The following is a 17,969-nucleotide window of genomic DNA, read 5'->3' on the forward strand; positions in this document are numbered from 1 at the left end:
GAGATGTACCACATCACCACCTTGTCACCCGCCTTCACCTCGTGCCCGAACAGTTCGGCATCGGCGGTGGCGGTGCGGCGCATGTGCGCCAGCGGGGTGACGAAGCGGATGCATTCCTGCACCGCGTTGGGGATGATCGACGGGTCCTTTTCCAGGATGTCGCGCTGATCGGGGAACTGGTCGAGCGCGTGGACGATGCCCGACATGGTGTTGCGCGTGGTATCGTTGCCGCCCACGATCAGCAGCACCAGATTGCCCATGAACTCCTGCGGGCTCATGTGCTTCATCGCCTCGGAATGGATCATCATCGAGATCAGGTCGGGCGTCGGCTCGGCGTTGACGCGCTCCATCCACAGGCGCTGGAAGTAGTGCGCCATCTCGCGCAGGACATCGAAGCGCATGTCCTCCATGCCCTTCGCCAGCGCGATTTCGAGATCGCCCGCCCAGTCCGACCAGAACGTCAGCAGGCGGCGGTCGTCCCACGGAAAGCCGAACAGGATCGCCAGCATCCCGGTGGTCAGCTCGATCGAGACCTTGTCCACCCAGTCGAACTTTTCGCCGATCGGCAGCGCATCGAGCACGCTGGCGGTGCGCTGGCGGATCTCCGTCTCCATCCGCACCATTTCGGCGGGCGTGAACGCAGGCGCGACCGTGCGGCGCTGCCCGGTGTGTTCCGGCCGGTCCATCGCGATGAACATCGGCATCTGCCGCTCGGCAAGCTTCGCCGGATCGATATCGGCCGGCGGATCGCCGATGGTGATGCCGCCGTGCTGCCACGACGAGGAGAACAGTTCCGGCAGCGATTCGACGTGGCTGATCGCCTTGTGCGACACCACGTTCCAGTAATCGCCATAGGGCGTGCCGGTTACCTTGTTGACCGGGGCCTTGGCGCGCATCTCCGCGAAGATCGGCTGCCAGCGGTCCTCGGTATAGATGTCGGACCGGCTGACGTCCCAGGGATCGGTATGCACCGGCCGTTCCAGCGGGTGTTCACGCTGCCATGCGCGGTGCGCTTCTTCCACGGTGGGCGAACGGCGATAGGTGAACGGCGCTTCGGGCGCGAGCTGGGTAGCCATGGCAATCCTCCGTTGCGGTCCCTTCCGAACGGGACTCTGCGCAACGGTACTATCCCTGCAACCTACACTCGTGTCAATAAGCGTTCGTCACCGGTGCCTCACGCTTCGTCGCAACCCGCGCGAACAGCCTGGAAAACAGCCCGCCACCCTTGCGCGCGCCGCCCGATTTCATCACGTTGCGGCGGAACAGCCGTGCCCCCATGCGCACGATCGCCAGCACCCACGCGCCCTGCCACGCCAGCGCCACCAGATGCGGCCACAGCGCCGGCCCTTGCGCCGCCCGCGCCAGCATGGCGAAAGGCGAACTGAGCGGGAAGACCACCGCGCTCCATTCGATCGCGCTGCCGGGATGGGCCAGCGCATAGCTGGCGAAGAAGAACACCATCAGCTGCATCATCGTGACGGGCATCGACAGCGTCTGCACCTCGCGCACCGTGCTGGCCATGCCGCCGATGGTCAGAAACACTGATCCCAGCAGCAGATAGGCCATCGCGAAGTAGAGGAAGCCCAGCAGCAGGAACACCGCCCAGCCGACCGCCGGCGTCGCCAGCAGCGGCAGATGCCTTGCCCCGCTCAGCACCAGAACGCCGCCGGCCATGCCCCACACCGCGATGCCGACAAGGCTGAACGCCAGCATCGCGAACAGCTTGCCCAGGAACAGCGAATCCATCGGGATGGCCGCCGCCAGCACCTCGATGATCTTGTTGCTCTTTTCCTCAACGAGGTTGGACAGGACCATGCCCGCCAGCAGCATCGTCAGCAGGAACAGCAGCGTCTGCCCGGCCTGCGCGGTCGCGACCTGGCCGTTGCGCGTCTGGTCGGCGCTGGTCGCCACGACTTCGGCCTGCACCGCCGGGAACGTGCCGGGATGCGTTTCGCGCGCGCGCGCCGCGAAGGTGGAGACAATGCCCTGCCACATGTCGACGCGTTCGGGCGTGCCGGTCAGCACAGGGTGTTCCAGCGTGCCGGTCACCACGGCCGCGAGCCGGTCCGGCCCCTGGCGCAGCGCGGCGCGGCCATCGAAGCGCTCGCCGGGCACAAGCCGCTTCAGCTCCACGAAATCGGGCACGCCGCCGGCCATGCGATCGGCCATCGCGTTGCGCGCGGCGATCAGCGCCTGCCCCTGCACGCCTTCCATCGCCACGCCGATTTCGGGACGATCGAGATCCTTCTGCACTTGCGCGCCGATGCTGCCGGCCATCACGCCGATGACGATCGGGAACAGCGGCCCCAGCAGGAACAGCAGGAACGTCTTGGAGAAGATCACCGCGGTGAAATCGCGACGGGCGACGACGAAGGCCGCACGCACCTTTTCTGCCATCATCGGCGGCGTTCCTCTTCCTTGTCCTGTTCCAGCGCCCGCGCGGCGGCCTCGCCGGCAATGGCGACGAAGGCATCGTGCAGGCCCGCCCGCTCGATCGACAGGCTGAGAATGCCGGCATCGCCTTCGATCAGCGCGCGCAGCAGCGGTTCGACCCCGCTGGCCGGCAGCGTGAAGTACCAGAACGCGCCCTCGTGCCGCGCATCGGCCGGCAGCGCGGCGCGCCACGGCCCGTCCTGCGCGCGGGTTTCCAGCCGCACCTGCGGCGCCAGCCGGTCACGCGCGACATCGACCGGGCCGGCGAACGGCACCTTGCCGCCGGCGATGATCGCCACCTGATCGCACAGGCGTTCGGCATGGGCGATGACGTGGGTGGAAAAGATCACCGTCTTGCCGCGTTCCGCCAGCCCGCGCATCATGCGTTCCAGCTTGCCCTGGTTGAGCGCGTCAAGGCCGGAGAACGGCTCGTCGAACACCACCAGATCGGGATCGTGGACCAGCGTGCCCAGCAGTTGCACCTGCTGCGCCATGCCCTTCGACAGCTGGCGGATCTGGCGATCGGCGGCATAGCCCAGTCCGTGCGCTTCCAGCAGTTCGCGCCCGCGCCGGCGCCCCTCCTTCAACGGCACGCCGCGCAGCGAGGCCAGGAACGCGATCGCCTCGGTCGCCTTCATCGCGGGATAGAGGCCGCGCTCCTCGGGCAAATAGCCGATTCGCCGCGCGGCATCGGTGGGATGATCGCAGCCCAGCACGCGGCGATAGCCGGCGTCGGGATCGATGATGCCCAGCAGCATCCGCAGCGTGGTGGTCTTGCCCGCGCCGTTCGGCCCGAGAATGCCGTAGATCGCACCTTTCGGCACGGAAATGTCCACGCCGTCCACGGCGGTAAAGCCATCGAACCGCTTGACCAGTCCGCGCGCCTCGATCGCCAGTTCCACGCCCGAGGCGTCAACCTCATTGCCCGCCACGGGCCATTCGCCTAGCTCCATCCGCATGCGACGTGGCCTAGACGCTAAGCGATGAACGAGCGGGACAGCAAGCATGGTTAACACCGATGCAATCCTGCTGGTGCAACGGCTGCGCGCCGAAGCCGCCCGGATCGGCTTCGCGGCCACGGGCATCGCCCCGGCCACCGACGACCCCTTGCGCGCGCGCCGCCTGGAGCAATGGCTGGCCGATGGCTGCCACGGCACGATGGACTGGATGGAAACCCGCCTCGATCACCGGCGCGGCCCCCAATCGCTGTGGCCGGCGGCGCGCAGCGTGATCGCGCTGGGGATGAGCTATGCCCCGGCGGCCGATCCGCTGGCGCTGGCGGGCCACCCGGAGCGCGCGCGCATTTCGGTCTATGCGCAGGGTGGCGACTACCACGATACGGTGAAGAAGGCGCTGAAAGGACTGGCGCGCTGGCTGGTGGCCGAAGCCCCCGGCGCGGAGGTGAAAGTCTTCGTCGATACCGCGCCGGTCATGGAAAAGCCGCTGGGCGAGGCCGCCGGTATCGGCTGGCAGGGCAAGCACACCAACCTCGTCAGCCGTCGCCATGGTTCGTGGCTGTTTCTGGGCGCGATCTACACCACGCTGGACCTGCCGGCCGATGCGCCCCACGCCGACCGCTGCGGATCGTGCCGCGCCTGCCAGGACGCCTGCCCGACGCAGGCCTTCCCCGCGCCCTACCGGCTCGATGCGCGGCGCTGCGTGTCCTACCTGACGATCGAGCACAAGGGGCCGATCCCGCACGACCTGCGCGCAGGCATCGGCAACCGCATCTACGGCTGCGACGATTGCCTGGCCGTCTGCCCGTGGAACAGCTTCGCGCAGGCCGCCTCCGCCAACCGCGCGTTCCTGCCGCGCGCCGAACTGGCCGCGCCGCGCCTGGCCGATCTGCTGACGCTGGACGATGCGGGATTCCGCCGCCTGTTCGCGGGATCGCCGATCAAGCGGATCGGGCGCGACCGTTTCGTGCGCAATTGCCTGATCGCGGCAGGCAACAGCGGCGACGTGGCCCTGTTCGGCCCGGTGGCCGCGCTGGTCAACGATCCCGACCCGGTGGTGGCCGAGGCGGCGAGCTGGGCGCTCGACCGCCTCGTATCGGTTATGCCAGTTCCTTGAGCGGCGTGCCGGCGTCGGCCAGCCGGTCGGGCGCGATTTCGGCGCGGGCTTCCACCAGCTTGCGGCCCTGCACGTAGTCCTTGACCATGTTCACGCAATCGAGCGCGACGATGCGGCCCTGCTTGAGGTAGATCACCGAGAAGCTGCGCGTGGCAGGATCGCCGCGCAGCACGGTAGCATCGTGACCGGCGGAAAGGCCCACGGTCTGAAGCCGCAGGTCGTACTGATTCGACCAGAACCACGGCGTCGCCTTGTAAGGTTGCGGGTCGCCGAGAATCGACCTCACCGCCGTCGTCGCCATGTCGTTGGCGTTCTGCACGGATTCGAGGCGGATCACCGCGCCTTCCGCGAAACCGTTGGCGTGGGCCGCGCAATCGCCGATCGCATAGACATCGGGCAGCGAGGTGCGGCAGAATTCGTCGACGTCCACGCCGTTGCCGCCGGCCGCGCCCGCCGCCAGCAGCGGACCGACCGAGGGGATGATGCCGATGCCGACGATGACGAGGTCCGCCGGCAGCACGGTGCCATCGGCCAGCTTCACGCCGGTCACCTTGGTCCCGTCGCCTTCCAGGCAATCGACAGCCACGCCCGTGCGCAGGTCCACGCCGTGCGCGCGGTGCTCGTTCTGGTAGAATTCCGAGAGCGCCTCGCCCGCCACGCGCGCCAGCACGCGCGGCAGCGCTTCCAGCAGCGTGACATGGCAATCGAGCTTGGTCAGCACCGCCGCCGCTTCCAGCCCGATATAGCCGCCGCCGATCACCACCGCGCGGCGCGCGCCGGCATCGAGTTCGCCCATCAGCCGGTCCACGTCCTCGCGCGTGCGGACCGCGTGGACGCCGGCCAGATCGGCACCGGAGCACGACAGGCGGCGGGGATCGCCGCCGGCGGCCCAGATCAGCGTGCCGTAGCCGACCGCATCGCCAGAGGCGAGCTTCAGGACTTTCGCGGCGGGATCGACCGCCGTCACTTCGTGGCCCAGCATCAGCGTGACGGCCTTGTCGTCCCAGAACTGCGCCGGCCGGATATAGAGACGCTCGAAGGTCTTTTCGCGGGCAAGGTATTCCTTGGACAGCGGCGGACGCTCGTAGGGCGGCTCGGGCTCGCGCCCGATCATCAGGATCGTGCCTTCGAACCCGTTCTGGCGCAGCGCGATCGCGGCCTGCGCCCCGCCATGACCCGCACCAACAATGACGACGTCTGCCTGATCCATCCGAATCCTCCCGATTGCCCGGCGGGATTTGGGGAAAAGACCGGCCGCGTCAACCACTCCGGCGCAAACTTGGCCCCATTTGCGCAGTCTTCCGTCGCAGTGGTCTGCCGCCGTGGTCCTCCGAACGCCTACCGCGCGAGCAGCCCCCGCGCCTGCCCCGCAATCTGCGCCAGCATGGCCGCGCCAACCAGTGGAGCGGCCTGCGCACGGGCGACGAGCGCGCGGAAACTGGCAACCGGCGCGGCATTGCGCCCGGCCCATTCCGCAACGGCCGCCCCCGGACCGGCCGTGCCCGCGCGCGCCAGGAAATCGAGGCGCATCTGCTGGAAATCGCGGGCCAGTCCGGCGGCAAGCAGGCGCTCCCACGGATCGGAAGGGTTGAGACGGCTGGCCGCCTGCTGCGCCCAGTCCAGCCCCAGCCGCTCGCCCAGGTCGGTGAAGGCGCGGGTCAGCGCGGCCGCGTCGATCCCGCTGTCCGCCGCCAGTTCGGCAAGCCCGATCCCGCCGTCCATGTCGGTCAGATGGCGCACGCGCTCCGCCGCGTCGGCAGGCGCCCCCGCTTCGGCCAGTTCCGCCGCGATGCGCTGCGATTGCGCGCGCGCCTCGGCGTGGAGCAGATCGGCAATATCGCGCGTCAGCGCTTCGACCCCGCCAGCCAGCCGCGCCACCAGCACGCCGGGCCGTTCCTCGCCCTTGCCCGCGCGCAGCAGGTCCGCGACATGGCCGCGTAGTGCCCGCGCCACGCGTTCGAACAGCATCAGGCGCACGTCCTCCGCCATCGGCGCGCTGTCCAGCAGCGCCCAGGTGGCAGGCAGGTCGAGCAGACGTTCGGCGGCGGCGAAAGCCGCGGCCACCTGCGCCAGCGTGACGCCTTCCTCCTCGACCAGTTCGAACGGATTGACCGGACCCAGCCGGTTGACCAGCCGGTTGGCCAGCTTGGTGGCGATGATCTCGCGCCGCAGGCGGTGGCCGGTGATGTCCTCGCGGAAGCGCTCGCGCATCGGCGTGGGGAACGCGGCAAGAAGCTGGTCTTCCAGCGCCGGATCATCCACCACCGTGCTGTCCTCCAGCGCGCGCTGCAGCACCAGCTTGGTGCTGGACAGCAGCACGGCGAGTTCGGGCCGGGTCAGCCCCTGCCCGCTGGTGGCGCGCCGCGCGAAGTCCTCGGCGCTGGCCAGCCCTTCGGTCTTGCGATCCAAGTCGCCGGCTTCCTCCAGCACGTCCATCAGCCGCGCGAACGAAGGCACGGCCGACGCGCCTGCGCGCTGCGCGATCGACAGAGCCAGCGCCTGCAGGCGGTTGTCCTCCAGCACCAGATGCGCGACCTCGTCGGTCATCGAGGAGAGCAACGCAACGCGCTCCTCCTCGGTCAGTCGCGCGGCGCGCTTGGCCGAAGCCAGCGCGATCTTGATGTTGACCTCGTTGTCCGAACAATCGACGCCGGCCGAATTGTCGATGAAGTCGGTATTGATGCGGCCACCCTGAAGCGCGAACTCGATGCGCCCGGCCTGCGTGGTGCCCAGGTTGGCGCCTTCGCCCACCACCTTCACGCGCAAGTCCGCGCCGTTCACGCGCAACGCATCGTTGGCGTGATCGCCCACATCGGCGTTGTTCTCGGTCGCGGCCTTCACATAAGTGCCGATGCCGCCGAACCACAGCAGATCGGCCGGCGCCTTGAGGATCGCAGCGATCAGCGCCTCGGGATCGAGTTCCTCGGCCTCCACGCCCAGCACCGCGCGCACCTGGGGCGAAAGCGGGATCGCCTTCATCGTGCGCGGGAACACGCCCCCGCCTTCGGAGATCAACGCGGAGTCATAGTCCGCCCAGCTCGACCGGGGCAGCGCGAACAGGCGCGATCGCTCGGCCCAGCTTGCCGCCGCATCGGGATCGGGATCGAGGAACACGTGGCGATGGTCGAACGCCGCCACCAGCTTGAGCGCCTTCGACAGCAGCATGCCGTTGCCGAACACGTCGCCCGACATGTCGCCGCAACCCACCACGCGGACCGGATCGGCCTGCACGTCCACGCCCATTTCCAGGAAATGGCGCTGCACCGAAAGCCACGCGCCGCGCGCGGTGATGCCCATCGCCTTGTGGTCATAACCCTTGGACCCACCGCTGGCGAAAGCGTCGTCGAGCCAGAAGTCCTTCGATTCGGCGATGGCGTTGGCGACATCGGAGAACGTGGCCGTGCCCTTGTCCGCCGCGACCACGAAATAGGGGTCTTCGCCGTCGAGGATCACCACGCCCTTGGGATGGACCACCTTGCCGCCGACGATGTTGTCGGTGAGCGAAAGCAGGGTGCGGATGAACACCTGGTAGCTGGCCTTGCCTTCCGCCAGCCAGCCATCGCGATCGCGCGCGGGATCGGGCAATTGCTTGGGATAGAACCCGCCCTTGGCCCCGGTCGGCACGATCACCGCGTTCTTCACGCGCTGCGCCTTCATCAGCCCGAGGATTTCGATGCGGAAATCGTCGCGCCGATCGGACCAGCGCAGGCCGCCGCGCGCCACCGGCCCGGCGCGCAAGTGAATGCCTTCCACGCGCGGGCTGTACACGAATATCTCGCGCCATGGCACGGGCCGGGGCAAGCCCGGCACCAGCGCCGAATCCAGCTTGAACGCCAGCGCCTCGGCCGCCGCCGGGGCGAAGGCATTGGTCCGCAGCATGGCATCGACCAGCGCGCGGAACTGGCGCAGCAGGCGATCGTCGTTGATCGCGGCCACGCCGGCGAGGCCGGTGCGGATGCGCTCGGCCGCCGCGTCCGCCGCCGCCGCGCGATCACCGGCAAAGGCGGGATCGTGCCGCGCGACGAACGCCGCGATCAGCCCGTGCGTCACGTCGGGCGCGTTCTTCAGCGCATCGACCACGGTGGCAATGCCGAAGGACATGCCGCCCTGCCGCAGATAGCGGAACCAGGCGCGCAGCCAGTTCGCCTCGCGCGCCGACAGCCCGGTGGCGACGATCAGCCGGTTGAACGCATCGTCCTCGGCCGCGCCGTTGAGCACGCCCGCCAGCGACGTCTCGATGGCCTCGGCCCGCTCCAGCAACGCCTCGGGCGTCACGTCCGCCGGGTGCGCGACCAGGAAATCGTGGATGTAGCCCAGCCGGCCCTTGTCGAGCGGCGTCGGCACTTCCTCCAGCACGCGGAAGCCGAAGTTCTCCAGCACCGGCACCGCATCCGACAGGATGATCGCGCCCTCGCGCTGGTAGAGCTTCAGCCGCACCCCGCTTTCGCCCGGCTGGCGATAGAGGCGCGCGGCGCGGCGTGGCGCGTTCTCGCCACCCAGCGTGCGCAGCACGCGGATGTCGCGCGCCGCCTCGCCCGCGCCATAGGCGCCGCGATAGCCGACGGGAAAGGCATCGGCGAACCGGGCGGCGATGGCCGCGGCGCGCGATGGCTCCTCGCCCTTGGCCAGCTCGGCCTCGACCGCGCCTTCCCACCCGCGCACCAGCGCCTGCACCGCGGCATCGAGCGCGGCCTCGTCGGGATCGGCATCGCCATCGCGGATGTCGAGCACGAAGCGGATCAGGGCGAGCGTGCTGCCTTCGACCTGCAGGCTCCAGTCCAGCACTTGCGCGCCGGCGGCCGCTTCCAGCAGATCCTGCACCTGCATCCGCATCGCGGTCGACTGCGCATCGCGCGGCAGCCACACGAAGGCATAGAGGTGGCGGGCCAGCGGCGCGCGAACCAGCGCCAGGCGCGGACGCGGCCGATCGACCAGGCTCATCATCGCGGTGGCGATGCGCTCGATGTCGGTGTCGGAAAAGCTGATGAGCAGGTCGTGCGGCAGCGCCGTCAGCGCATGGACCAGCGATTTGCCGGCATGGCCGCCGGGATCGAAGCCGAATTTCCCGGTCAGCGCGGCCAGCTGGCTGCGCATCCGGGGCACCCGATCGGGCGGCGTCGCCAGCGCGGCGCTGGTCCAGACACCCGCATGGACCGACAGCGCGACAACCTTGCCGTCCTCGACCTCCGGCACGATGAACAAGTCCAGCGGCACGCGGCGGTGCACGTTGGCGATGCGGTTGGCCTTGACCACCAGCGGCGCGCGCACCGCGTCCTCGTCCTTGCGGCCGGCGCGATCGAACCACGCGAAGGCGCGGTCATAGGAGGAATCGGCGAGCAGCTTGGCGGCGCTGGCACGGCAGATGCCGAGCGGCGCGGTCTGCGTGCCATCGCGATGGCGCACGACATGACCGAGCTGGGTGAGCATCCCGTCCGCCAGCCAGCGCAGGAGCGCCGCGCCTTCCTGATCGGGCAGCCCGCGCGCATCGCGCTGCATCGCCGCCTGCATCAGCGGCCAGTCGGCCACGGCGGCGTGGACATCGGCCAGCGTCGCCTTCAGCGCTTCGGCCAGTTCGCGGCGCTGGCGCGCGTCGGCGCGTTCGGTTTCGAGGTAGATCACCGATTCGCGCCGTTCGCCCACGGCCTCGCCTTCGGGCAGCGCCAGCAGCGTTCCCTCGGGATCGCGGCGCACCGCGACCACGGGATGGACCAGCCGGTCGATCGTCAGCCCTTGCGCGGTGATCGTCGCGCTGATCGAATCGACCAGAAACGGCATGTCGTCGTTGATCACGGCAATGCGCAGATGCCGTTCGCCCGACGTACCACCCACGCTTTCGATCGTCACCGCCGGTTCGGCGCCGGGGCGCCGGCTGGCCGTGGCCAGCGTGAAGCGGACGGCTTCCGCCAGCCGCGCACCATCGAAATCGCCGATCTCGCCCGGCAGCAGCGAGGCCATGAAACGGGCGGCCAGCGCGCTTTCGAGCGGGCCGCCGGTAGCAGCGGAAGAAGAGGAAACGTCAGGTGCGGACTTGGTGGCCATTGCTGTCATCCCGCGAGTGGCGGCGTAAAATCATTATGCCGCATTATAATTTTATATCCGTTTCTTGAACGAATAATACCAATGCTACTCCGGCCGACGCCGCAGGGCAAGCCGATGGTTTCGATTGATACCGGTCAGGCCGGTTCTGCCAAACTTTCGGCCGCCTGCATGGTCAGTTCGAGCGAGCGGCGGCGCAATGCCGGATCGAAGGTGGAGCCGGACACGATCAGTTCGTCCGCTCGCGTCCGCCGCTGGAACGCGGCCAGTCGCTGCCGCACAGTGGCGACGCTGCCGATCGCGCTGACCTGTCGCATGTGCTCCAGCATGGCGAGCGCGGGGGCGGGCAGCGTGTCGCGGTAGCCGGGCACGGGCGGCGGCAGCTTGCCCGGATTGCCGCTGCGCAGCCGCACGAACGACTGGTCCATGGAGGACGCCAGCAACGCGGCCTCCTCGTCGGTATCGGCGGCGATCGCGTTGATCGCGGCCATGACATACGGCTTGGCAAGTGCATCCGAAGGCTGGAAACGATCGCGATAGAGCGACAAGGCCGCATCGAGATGATCGGGCGCGAAGTGTGAGGCGAAGGCATAGGGCAGCCCCAGCGCGGCCGCCAGTTGCGCGCCGAACAGGCTGGAGCCCAGTATCCACAATTGCGGCTTTGCCCCCGCGCCAGGCGTTGCCTGCAAGGGCACCTGACGGTCGCCGGCGAACTGGGCCTGCAATTCCACGACGTCCTGCGGGAAGTCCTCCGCCGCGCGATTCACTTCCTTGCGCAAGGCGCGCACGATGCGCTGGTCCGCGCCCGGCGCGCGCCCCAGGCCCAGGTCGATCCGCCCCGGATAGAGCGCATCCAGCGTGCCGAACTGTTCGGCGATCACCAGCGGGTTGTGGTTGGGCAGCATGATCCCGCCCGCGCCCAGCCGGATCGTGGAGGTATGGTGGCCCACATGGGCAAGCGTGACCGCCACGGCCGCGCCGGCGATCCCTTCCATGCCATGGTGTTCGGCCACCCAGTAGCGCTGATAGCCGCAGCGCTCGGCCACTTGCGCGAGCAGGGCCGCCTCGGCGAGCGCCTGGCCTACCGTTCCGCCCTCGACCACGGGCACGAGATCGAGGACGGACAGTTTCATGACGGTTTCTTCTCCGGCTGCGTCGCCCCGGACGCAGGGCTGGCGGAAGGGGTGGCCCCTGATGTGGGCGCTGGTCCCAGTTGTTCAAGATAGCCTTTGGCCGTCTTCGCCTCGTCGCTGTCGGGCGCGGTGCGCACCACCGATTCCCAGCTCTTGCGCGCGGCCTCGTCGCGCCCGTCGAGAACCGCGATCACGCCCGCCTCCAGGCCGATGGCCGGGTCGGTCGCGTCGAGGTGCGCGGCCACTTCGATATCGCGTTGCGCGCGCGGCATGTCCTTGTTGCGGCGGGCGAGCGTGGCGGACAGCAGCCAGCCTTCGGCCAGATCGGGGGCCAGCCGGTGTGCCTCGTCCAGCGCGGTCGCCGCTTCGGCCGGGCGATCGAGCGCCACCAGCGCCCGCGCGCGATCGGTCTGGATATCGCCCAGCGCGGCGTTGTCGGCATAGCCGCGCACTGCCACCGCCTTGTCCAGCCAGACCAGCGCGCGATCGGGATGGCCGCCCGCCAGCGCGGCATTGCCCGCCATCGCCATCAGCGGCACCGCGGCCACTTCCTGCAGCATGGGCACGCCGGCGATGGCATCGGCGAAGGCCTGCTCGGCGGGATCGAACTGCCCCTGCTGGGTCAGGATGATGCCAAGGCACTGGTTGGCGCGCACGCGCTGTTCCGGGTTCTGCCCTTCCGCCAGCCAGCCGCGCGCTTCGGCCAGCCCCATCGCTGGATCGTGCAGCGCCTTGGCGAGGCAGACCGACAGCCGGTCCGGCGCGCGCGGTTGCGGCGGGCTGGCGGGCGCGGGCGAAGGCGCGGAATCGGCGGGACGGTGGCGGCGGGGAATCGGCAAGGCGGCGCCTTCCTGGGGCGAGGGGTTGGGGCCGATCTGCATCAGCGCGGCGACCGGCATATGAAACCCGCCAGAAGCGGGAACAATCTGCGGGGTGAACATCAGGATCGGCAGGACCAGCATCGCGCTTCCTTCAGGGGGCTTCCGCCACGCCCGCCCCCAGTGCCGACAGCGTATCCAGCAGGATCGCGATGTCGGCGGGGCGCGACAGGCGGTGGTCGCCGTCCTTGATCAGATGCACCTGCACGTCGGCTGAACGCAAGGCTGCTGCCAGCTTCAGCGAAAGCTCCCACGGTACGTCGGGATCGCGCTGGCCGTGCAGCAGGCGCACCGCGCCGTCGAAGGCGATGGTGCCGTCCAGCATCCGCCGCGCCTGCCCATCGGCCCAGAACGCCGGATGAGTCGGCGTGGGGTCGGGGCCATAGGGATTGTCCTCGAACACCGGCCGCCCCGCCGCCAGTTCCGCCTTCTGCGCGGCATCGTATCCCCAATCGGTGAAGTCCGGCGCGGCGGCGATGCCGACCAGCGCCTCGACCGTGCCCGGCAGCGCCTGGGCCACCAGCAGCATCAGCCAGCCGCCCATGCTGGACCCGATCACCACGGCACGGCCGATCGCGTGCGCGCGGACCAGCGCGACCACCTCGTCCCGCCAGCGCGACAGCGTGCCGTCGGCGAAATCGCCCTCGCTTTCACCACAGCCCGAATAGTCGAGCAGCAGGCAGGCCCGCCCCGCCCCGCGCGCCCAGGCCAGCACCGCCTGCGCCTTGCCGCCGGCCATGTCCGACATATAGCCCGGCAGGAACACCAGCGCCGGCTCGGCACCGGGCAGGAAGCGACAGGCGATGCGGCGGCCTTCCGGGCCATCGACCCTGGCGAGCGGAGCGATATCCTCGATCATCGCCGGCAGGGTTAGCCGGAAAGGCCACACAACGCCATCTTAACCCGGCCCTGCTAGCGCCGGATCATGACCGAACCCGGACCATGGCGCTGCGGCGCTTCGCGGAAAGCCGCGCGGCGCTGGTGCTGCTCCTCGCGCTGTTCCTGGTGCCGCGCGCGCTGCTGATCCTGCTGGCGGTGGAGCCGACATCGGACGCGGCCTGGTACTATTCGCGGGCCGACATGCTGGCGCACGGGCTTGGCTACCTCGGCGATCATGGCGAACCGACCGCCTACTGGCCGGTGGGCTGGCCGCTGACGCTGGCGCTGGCGTTCCGCGCGTTCGGCACCTCGATCTGGACGGTCGGCCTGTTCAACCTCGCCTGTGCCGGCGTTACCGCGTGGCTCACGCTCGACCTTGGCCGTCGCCTTTCGGGTTCCGAACTGGCGGGCCGCGCCGCGCTGCTCCTGCTGGCGCTCTATCCCAACAGCGCGTTCTACGTGCCGCTGGCGCTGACCGAGGTGTTCTACACCATGCTGCTGCTCGCGGGTTGCCGCCTGCTGATCGCGCGGACGCCGATGGCGCTGGTCGCGGCGGGGCTGGTGTTCGGCGTGGCGACGCTGGTCAAGGCGCAGACGCTGGTCGTCGTGCCGCTGGTCTTCGCCATCGCGCTGGGACGCGCGCCGGGCTTCTGGAAGCGCCTGCCCGCCGCCGTGGCGCAGGCCGCGCTGGTAATCGCGCTGGCCGCCGCCGTGGTCGCGCCGTGGACGGTGCGCAACCACCGCGTGCTGGGCGAATGGGTGGCGATCTCCACCAACGGCGGCATCACCCTGCTGACCGGCAACAACGATACCGCGCGCGGCGGGTTCACGCCCGAAGACCCGGTGGTCAAGGCGCTCGACGCGCGCACCGACCTTTCCGAAACCGCCTATGACGCCGAAGCCAAGCGGCTGGGCGTGGCGTGGATCAAGGCCCATCCCGCCGCCTTCGTCACGCTGATGCCGCGCAAGCTGGCGAAGCTGTGGGGGCCGGACGGCGAAGGGCTGTGGGCCTACGAGACCGGATCGAAGGCCTGGGCGCGCGCGCCGCTGGCCTTCCTCGCGCTCCGTGCCGCCAACCAGCTGTGGTATTTCGCCCTGCTCGGCCTGTTCGCCGCCGGGGCCGTGATCGAGCTGCGCCGCCGCGTGCGCGCCGGGCTGCGCCCGATCGACTGGTGGGTGCTGCCCTATGGCATCGCGCTCTATCCCAGCGCGATCGCGATGGTGTTCTCCGGCCAGTCGCGCTTCCACTATCCGGTGATGCCGTTCGTCTGCGTCACCGCCGGCTGGCTGCTGGCCCGCTGGCTGACGGGCTGGCTTGAGCGCCGTGCGAACGCGCCCGTCGCCAATTCCGCGCATGACTTTGCGCCTGCGGCCCGCTAAGAAGCCGCGCATGACGACGCTTCGCGCCATCACCACGACTACCACCACCCCGGGCAACCGGGGGCGGTTTCGCCTGCGCGCCTGACGCCGCAGCGATGCCGCCGCCCGGTTCGGGCGGATGGCGTCTCCTCCCGGACCGGCCTAAAGTTCCTGACGCCGCCCCTTCCGGCGCGCGCGGCCTTGTGCCAAAGCGCCAGACGCTGACAGCCAGAGAGTGCCCATGTCCGAGCTTCTGAAGATCACCCTGCCCGACGGTTCCGTGCGCGAAGTGGCGCCGGGCACCACCCCGGCGGACATCGCCGCCGCGATCGGGCCGGGCCTTGCCAAGGCGGCCCTCGCCGCGCGCGTCGATGGCGAGCTGCGCGACATCACGCGCCCGCTCGAAGCCGACGCGCAGCTCGCGCTCGTTACCGCGAGGGACGAGGCGGACGCGCTCGAACTGGTCCGGCACGATTACGCGCACCTGCTGGCGGAAGCGGTGCAGGCGCTGTTTCCGGGCACGCAGATCACGTTCGGCCCGGCGACCGACGACGGGTTCTACTACGACTTCGCGCCAAAAGACCGCCCCTTCACCGACGAGGACCTGCCCGCGATCGAGGCGAAGATGCGCGCGCTGATCGCCGCCGACAAGCCGCTGCGCCGCGAGGTCTGGAGCCGCGAGCAGCTGATCAGCCGGTGGAAGCAGCAGGGCGAGACGTTCAAGGCCGAATGGGCCGCCGAACTGCCCGGCGACGAGCCGCTGACGGTCTACTGGTCTGGCGACGACTGGCTCGACATGTGCCGGGGTCCGCACCTCGCCTCCACCGGCAAGCTCGATCCCCAGGCGTTCAAGCTGACGCGCGTGTCCGGCGCCTACTGGCGCGGCGACCAGAAGAACGCGATGCTGAGCCGCATCTACGGCACCGGCTGGCTCAACAAGAAGCAGCTCGATGCCCACCTGCTCCGGCTGGAGGAAGCGGCCAAGCGCGATCACCGCAAACTGGGCGGAGAAATGGACCTGTTCCATCTCCAGCAGGAAGCGCACGGCAGCGTGTTCTGGCACCCCAAGGGCTTCCGCGTCTGGCGCGAGCTCGAGGCCTACATGCGCCGCGCGATCGACGCTGCCGGCTATCGCGAGGTCAAGACCCCGCAGGTGATGGACGCGCGCCAGTGGGAGCAGTCCGGCCACTGGGGCAAGTATCGCGAAAACATGTTCGTGATCCCCGACGAGGTGCCCAACACCGAGGACGAAGGCCCGGTGATCTCGGGCGAGGCCGACTGGATGGCGCTCAAGCCGATGAACTGCCCGGCGCACGTGCTGATCTTCCGTCAGGGCATCAAGTCCTATCGCGATCTCCCCTTGCGGCTCTACGAGAACGGCTGCTGCCACCGCAACGAGCCGCACGGCGCGCTGCACGGGCTGATGCGCGTGCGCCAGTTCACGCAGGACGATGCCCACATCTTCTGCCGCGAAGACCAGATCGTCGACGAAGTCCGCGCGTTCTGCGCGCTGGCCGACCGCATCTACAAGGACTTCGGCTTCACCTATGCGATCAAGCTGGCGCTGCGCCCGGAAAAGCGCTTCGGCACCGAGGAGATGTGGGACAAGGCCGAAAGCGAGCTGCGCGACGCGGTGGTGCGCGCGGGCCTCGCCACCGCGGAATACGGCTGGGAGGAACTGCCCGGCGAAGGCGCGTTCTATGCGCCCAAGCTGGAATGGCACCTGACCGACGCGATCGGCCGCACCTGGCAGGTCGGCACGATCCAGTCGGACCGCGTGCTGCCCGAACGGCTGGACGCGAGCTACATCGCCGAGGACGGCGAGAAGCACCGCCCGGTCATGCTGCACCGTGCGATCTTCGGCTCCTACGAACGCTTCATCGGCATCCTGATCGAACACTTCGCCGGCCGCCTGCCGGCGTGGCTTGCCCCGGTGCAGGCGGTGGTCGCCACGATCGTGTCGGAAGCCGACGACTATGCCCGCGATGCGCTGGCCCAGTTGCAGGCCGCCGGCATTCGCGCCGAAACCGACCTGCGCAATGAGAAGATCAACTACAAGGTGCGCGAACACTCGCTGCAGAAGGTCCCGTACCTGCTCGTCGTGGGCAAGCGCGANNGAGGAAGGCACCGTCGCCATCCGCACGCTGGGCGAACAGCAGCAGAAGGTGATGCCGCTGGCCGAAGCCATCGCCCTGCTGAAGGGCGAGGCGACCCCGCCCGATTTGCGGTAGGATTAGGGGGCCATTGATCTCCGGCCCCCTTGGTTGGCGATTATATCCTCTTGCAAACGCGAAGCGTGAAAAAGCCCGCCCCGCTGCGACTAACGCCGCCTCCGGCAGCGCAAGTCTCGCTCCCCTCACGCTGGCGGGAGGGGTTGGGGGTGGGCGACGCCTATTGTCGGCAAAGGCTGCAAGCGCCCGTTAGGTAATCCGCCTCAGGCTCTCGCCTCGAGCGTATCGTGCTCGACGCCTGTAGAGTTGTGTCGGAGGGCGTTGAGGACGGTATCGACGATCTGGGGGGCGTTGAGGCCGGCTTCGTCGTACTGTTTGTCGGGGTTGTCCTGGTCCTGGAACACGTCGGGCAGGCGCATGGTGCGGATCTTCAGGCCCCGGTATTCGCCATTGCCATCCGTCAGGCCCTGGTCGCTGGCCATGGTCAGGACGTGCGCGCCGAACCCGCCGATCGCGCCTTCCTCGATCGTCACCACCACCTCGTGGCTCGCCATCAGCCGCCGGATCAGGTCCTCGTCGAGCGGCTTGGCGAAGCGCAGGTCGGCAACCGTGGTGGCGAGGCCCTTGGCTTCGAGCTGGTCCGCCGCCTTCAGCGCCTCGGCCAGCCGCGTGCCCAGCGACAGGAGAGCGACCTTGCCGTGCGGGCGCTCGCCGCCCCGCACGATCCGGCCCTTGCCGATCTCCAGCCGTTCCGGAACCTCGGGCAGCGCCACGCCGGTGCCGTTGCCGCGCGGATAGCGGAACGCGATCGGACCCGTGTCGTGCAGCGCGGCGGTGTGCGTCATGTGCACCAGTTCCGCCTCGTCCGCCGCCGCCATCACCACCATGTTGGGCAGCGTGGCAAGGTAGGTCACGTCGAAGCTGCCCGCGTGCGTCGCCCCATCGGCACCCACCAGCCCGGCGCGGTCGATCGCGAAGCGGACGGGCAGGTTCTGGATCGCCACGTC

11 protein-coding genes and 1 pseudogene are annotated in these 17,969 nt (G+C 69.3%); 3 read left to right on the top strand and 9 right to left on the bottom strand.

From position 1 onward, the window contains the following. The 3 genes from B3547_RS11070 to B3547_RS11080 form a co-directional block, all read right to left on the bottom strand. Positions 1-1,076, bottom strand: a 1,076-nt coding sequence (locus tag B3547_RS11070) for a cytochrome P450 (protein WP_292963085.1), incomplete at its 3' end; no start/stop codon positions are given. Between the two features lie 73 nt (positions 1,077-1,149). Further along, on the bottom strand, positions 1,150-2,400 hold the full coding sequence (locus tag B3547_RS11075; RefSeq protein WP_292963066.1) for an ABC transporter permease: 1,251 nt from the start codon (positions 2,398-2,400) through the stop codon (positions 1,150-1,152). After that, a complete protein-coding gene (locus B3547_RS11080; protein ID WP_414690545.1) occupies positions 2,397-3,392 on the bottom strand; it encodes an ABC transporter ATP-binding protein in 996 nt (331 codons plus the stop codon). The genes B3547_RS11075 and B3547_RS11080 overlap by 4 nt, the downstream gene beginning before the upstream one ends. A gap of 46 nt (positions 3,393-3,438) precedes the next feature. On the opposite strand from B3547_RS11080, the gene queG reads away from it, so the two are divergent. After that, positions 3,439-4,506, top strand: a complete 1,068-nt coding sequence (gene queG / locus B3547_RS11085) for a tRNA epoxyqueuosine(34) reductase QueG (protein ID WP_292963068.1) — start codon at positions 3,439-3,441, stop codon at positions 4,504-4,506. Here the strand turns inward: queG and B3547_RS11090 are convergent. The 5 genes from B3547_RS11090 to B3547_RS11110 all read right to left on the bottom strand — a co-directional run bounded on the left by B3547_RS11090 (position 4,490) and on the right by B3547_RS11110 (position 13,412). Continuing rightward, complete coding sequence (locus B3547_RS11090) at positions 4,490-5,716, bottom strand: NAD(P)/FAD-dependent oxidoreductase (RefSeq protein ID WP_292963070.1); 1,227 nt, start codon at positions 5,714-5,716, stop codon at positions 4,490-4,492. The genes queG and B3547_RS11090 overlap by 17 nt on opposite strands. Before the next feature lie 128 nt (positions 5,717-5,844). Then, entirely contained in the window at positions 5,845-10,554 is a 4,710-nt protein-coding gene (locus B3547_RS11095) for an NAD-glutamate dehydrogenase (protein WP_292963073.1), read from the bottom strand. 125 nt (positions 10,555-10,679) lie between these two features. Continuing rightward, complete coding sequence (locus B3547_RS11100; RefSeq protein WP_292963076.1) at positions 10,680-11,675, bottom strand: LLM class flavin-dependent oxidoreductase; 996 nt, start codon at positions 11,673-11,675, stop codon at positions 10,680-10,682. After that, positions 11,672-12,637, bottom strand: a complete 966-nt coding sequence (locus tag B3547_RS11105; RefSeq protein ID WP_194919131.1) for a tetratricopeptide repeat protein — start codon at positions 12,635-12,637, stop codon at positions 11,672-11,674. Before B3547_RS11105 ends, B3547_RS11100 begins: the two co-directional genes overlap by 4 nt. A gap of 10 nt (positions 12,638-12,647) precedes the next feature. Beyond that, positions 12,648-13,412: an alpha/beta hydrolase gene (locus B3547_RS11110; RefSeq protein ID WP_125954366.1), complete on the bottom strand. Its 765-nt coding sequence runs from the start codon at positions 13,410-13,412 to the stop codon at positions 12,648-12,650. Between the two features lie 83 nt (positions 13,413-13,495). On the opposite strand from B3547_RS11110, the gene B3547_RS11115 reads away from it, so the two are divergent. Then, a complete protein-coding gene (locus B3547_RS11115) occupies positions 13,496-14,812 on the top strand; it encodes a glycosyltransferase family 39 protein (RefSeq protein WP_292963080.1) in 1,317 nt (438 codons plus the stop codon). Between the two features lie 220 nt (positions 14,813-15,032). Next, positions 15,033-17,022: pseudogene (gene thrS, locus B3547_RS11120) on the top strand (threonine--tRNA ligase). Between the two features lie 203 nt (positions 17,023-17,225). Here thrS and B3547_RS11125 read toward each other — a convergent pair. Then, positions 17,226-17,969, bottom strand: a 744-nt coding sequence (locus B3547_RS11125) for a transketolase C-terminal domain-containing protein (RefSeq protein WP_292963082.1), incomplete at its 5' end; no start/stop codon positions are given.

This window comes from Novosphingobium sp. UBA1939, assembly GCF_002336885.1.
Classification (GTDB): domain Bacteria; phylum Pseudomonadota; class Alphaproteobacteria; order Sphingomonadales; family Sphingomonadaceae; genus Novosphingobium.

Excerpts from the sequence above, each read along its gene's own strand:
- B3547_RS11075 (WP_292963066.1), bottom strand. The coding sequence starts at position 2,400 with ATGATGGCAGAAAAGGTGCGTGCGGCCTTCGTCGTCGCCCGTCGCGAT.
- B3547_RS11080 (WP_414690545.1), bottom strand. The coding sequence starts at position 3,392 with ATGCGGATGGAGCTAGGCGAATGGCCCGTGGCGGGCAATGAGGTTGAC.
- queG (WP_292963068.1), top strand. The coding sequence starts at position 3,439 with ATGGTTAACACCGATGCAATCCTGCTGGTGCAACGGCTGCGCGCCGAA.
- B3547_RS11090 (WP_292963070.1), bottom strand. The coding sequence starts at position 5,716 with ATGGATCAGGCAGACGTCGTCATTGTTGGTGCGGGTCATGGCGGGGCG.
- B3547_RS11095 (WP_292963073.1), bottom strand. The coding sequence starts at position 10,554 with ATGACAGCAATGGCCACCAAGTCCGCACCTGACGTTTCCTCTTCTTCC.
- B3547_RS11100 (WP_292963076.1), bottom strand. The coding sequence starts at position 11,675 with ATGAAACTGTCCGTCCTCGATCTCGTGCCCGTGGTCGAGGGCGGAACG.
- B3547_RS11105 (WP_194919131.1), bottom strand. The coding sequence starts at position 12,637 with ATGCTGGTCCTGCCGATCCTGATGTTCACCCCGCAGATTGTTCCCGCT.
- B3547_RS11110 (WP_125954366.1), bottom strand. The coding sequence starts at position 13,412 with ATGATCGAGGATATCGCTCCGCTCGCCAGGGTCGATGGCCCGGAAGGC.
- B3547_RS11115 (WP_292963080.1), top strand. The coding sequence starts at position 13,496 with ATGGCGCTGCGGCGCTTCGCGGAAAGCCGCGCGGCGCTGGTGCTGCTC.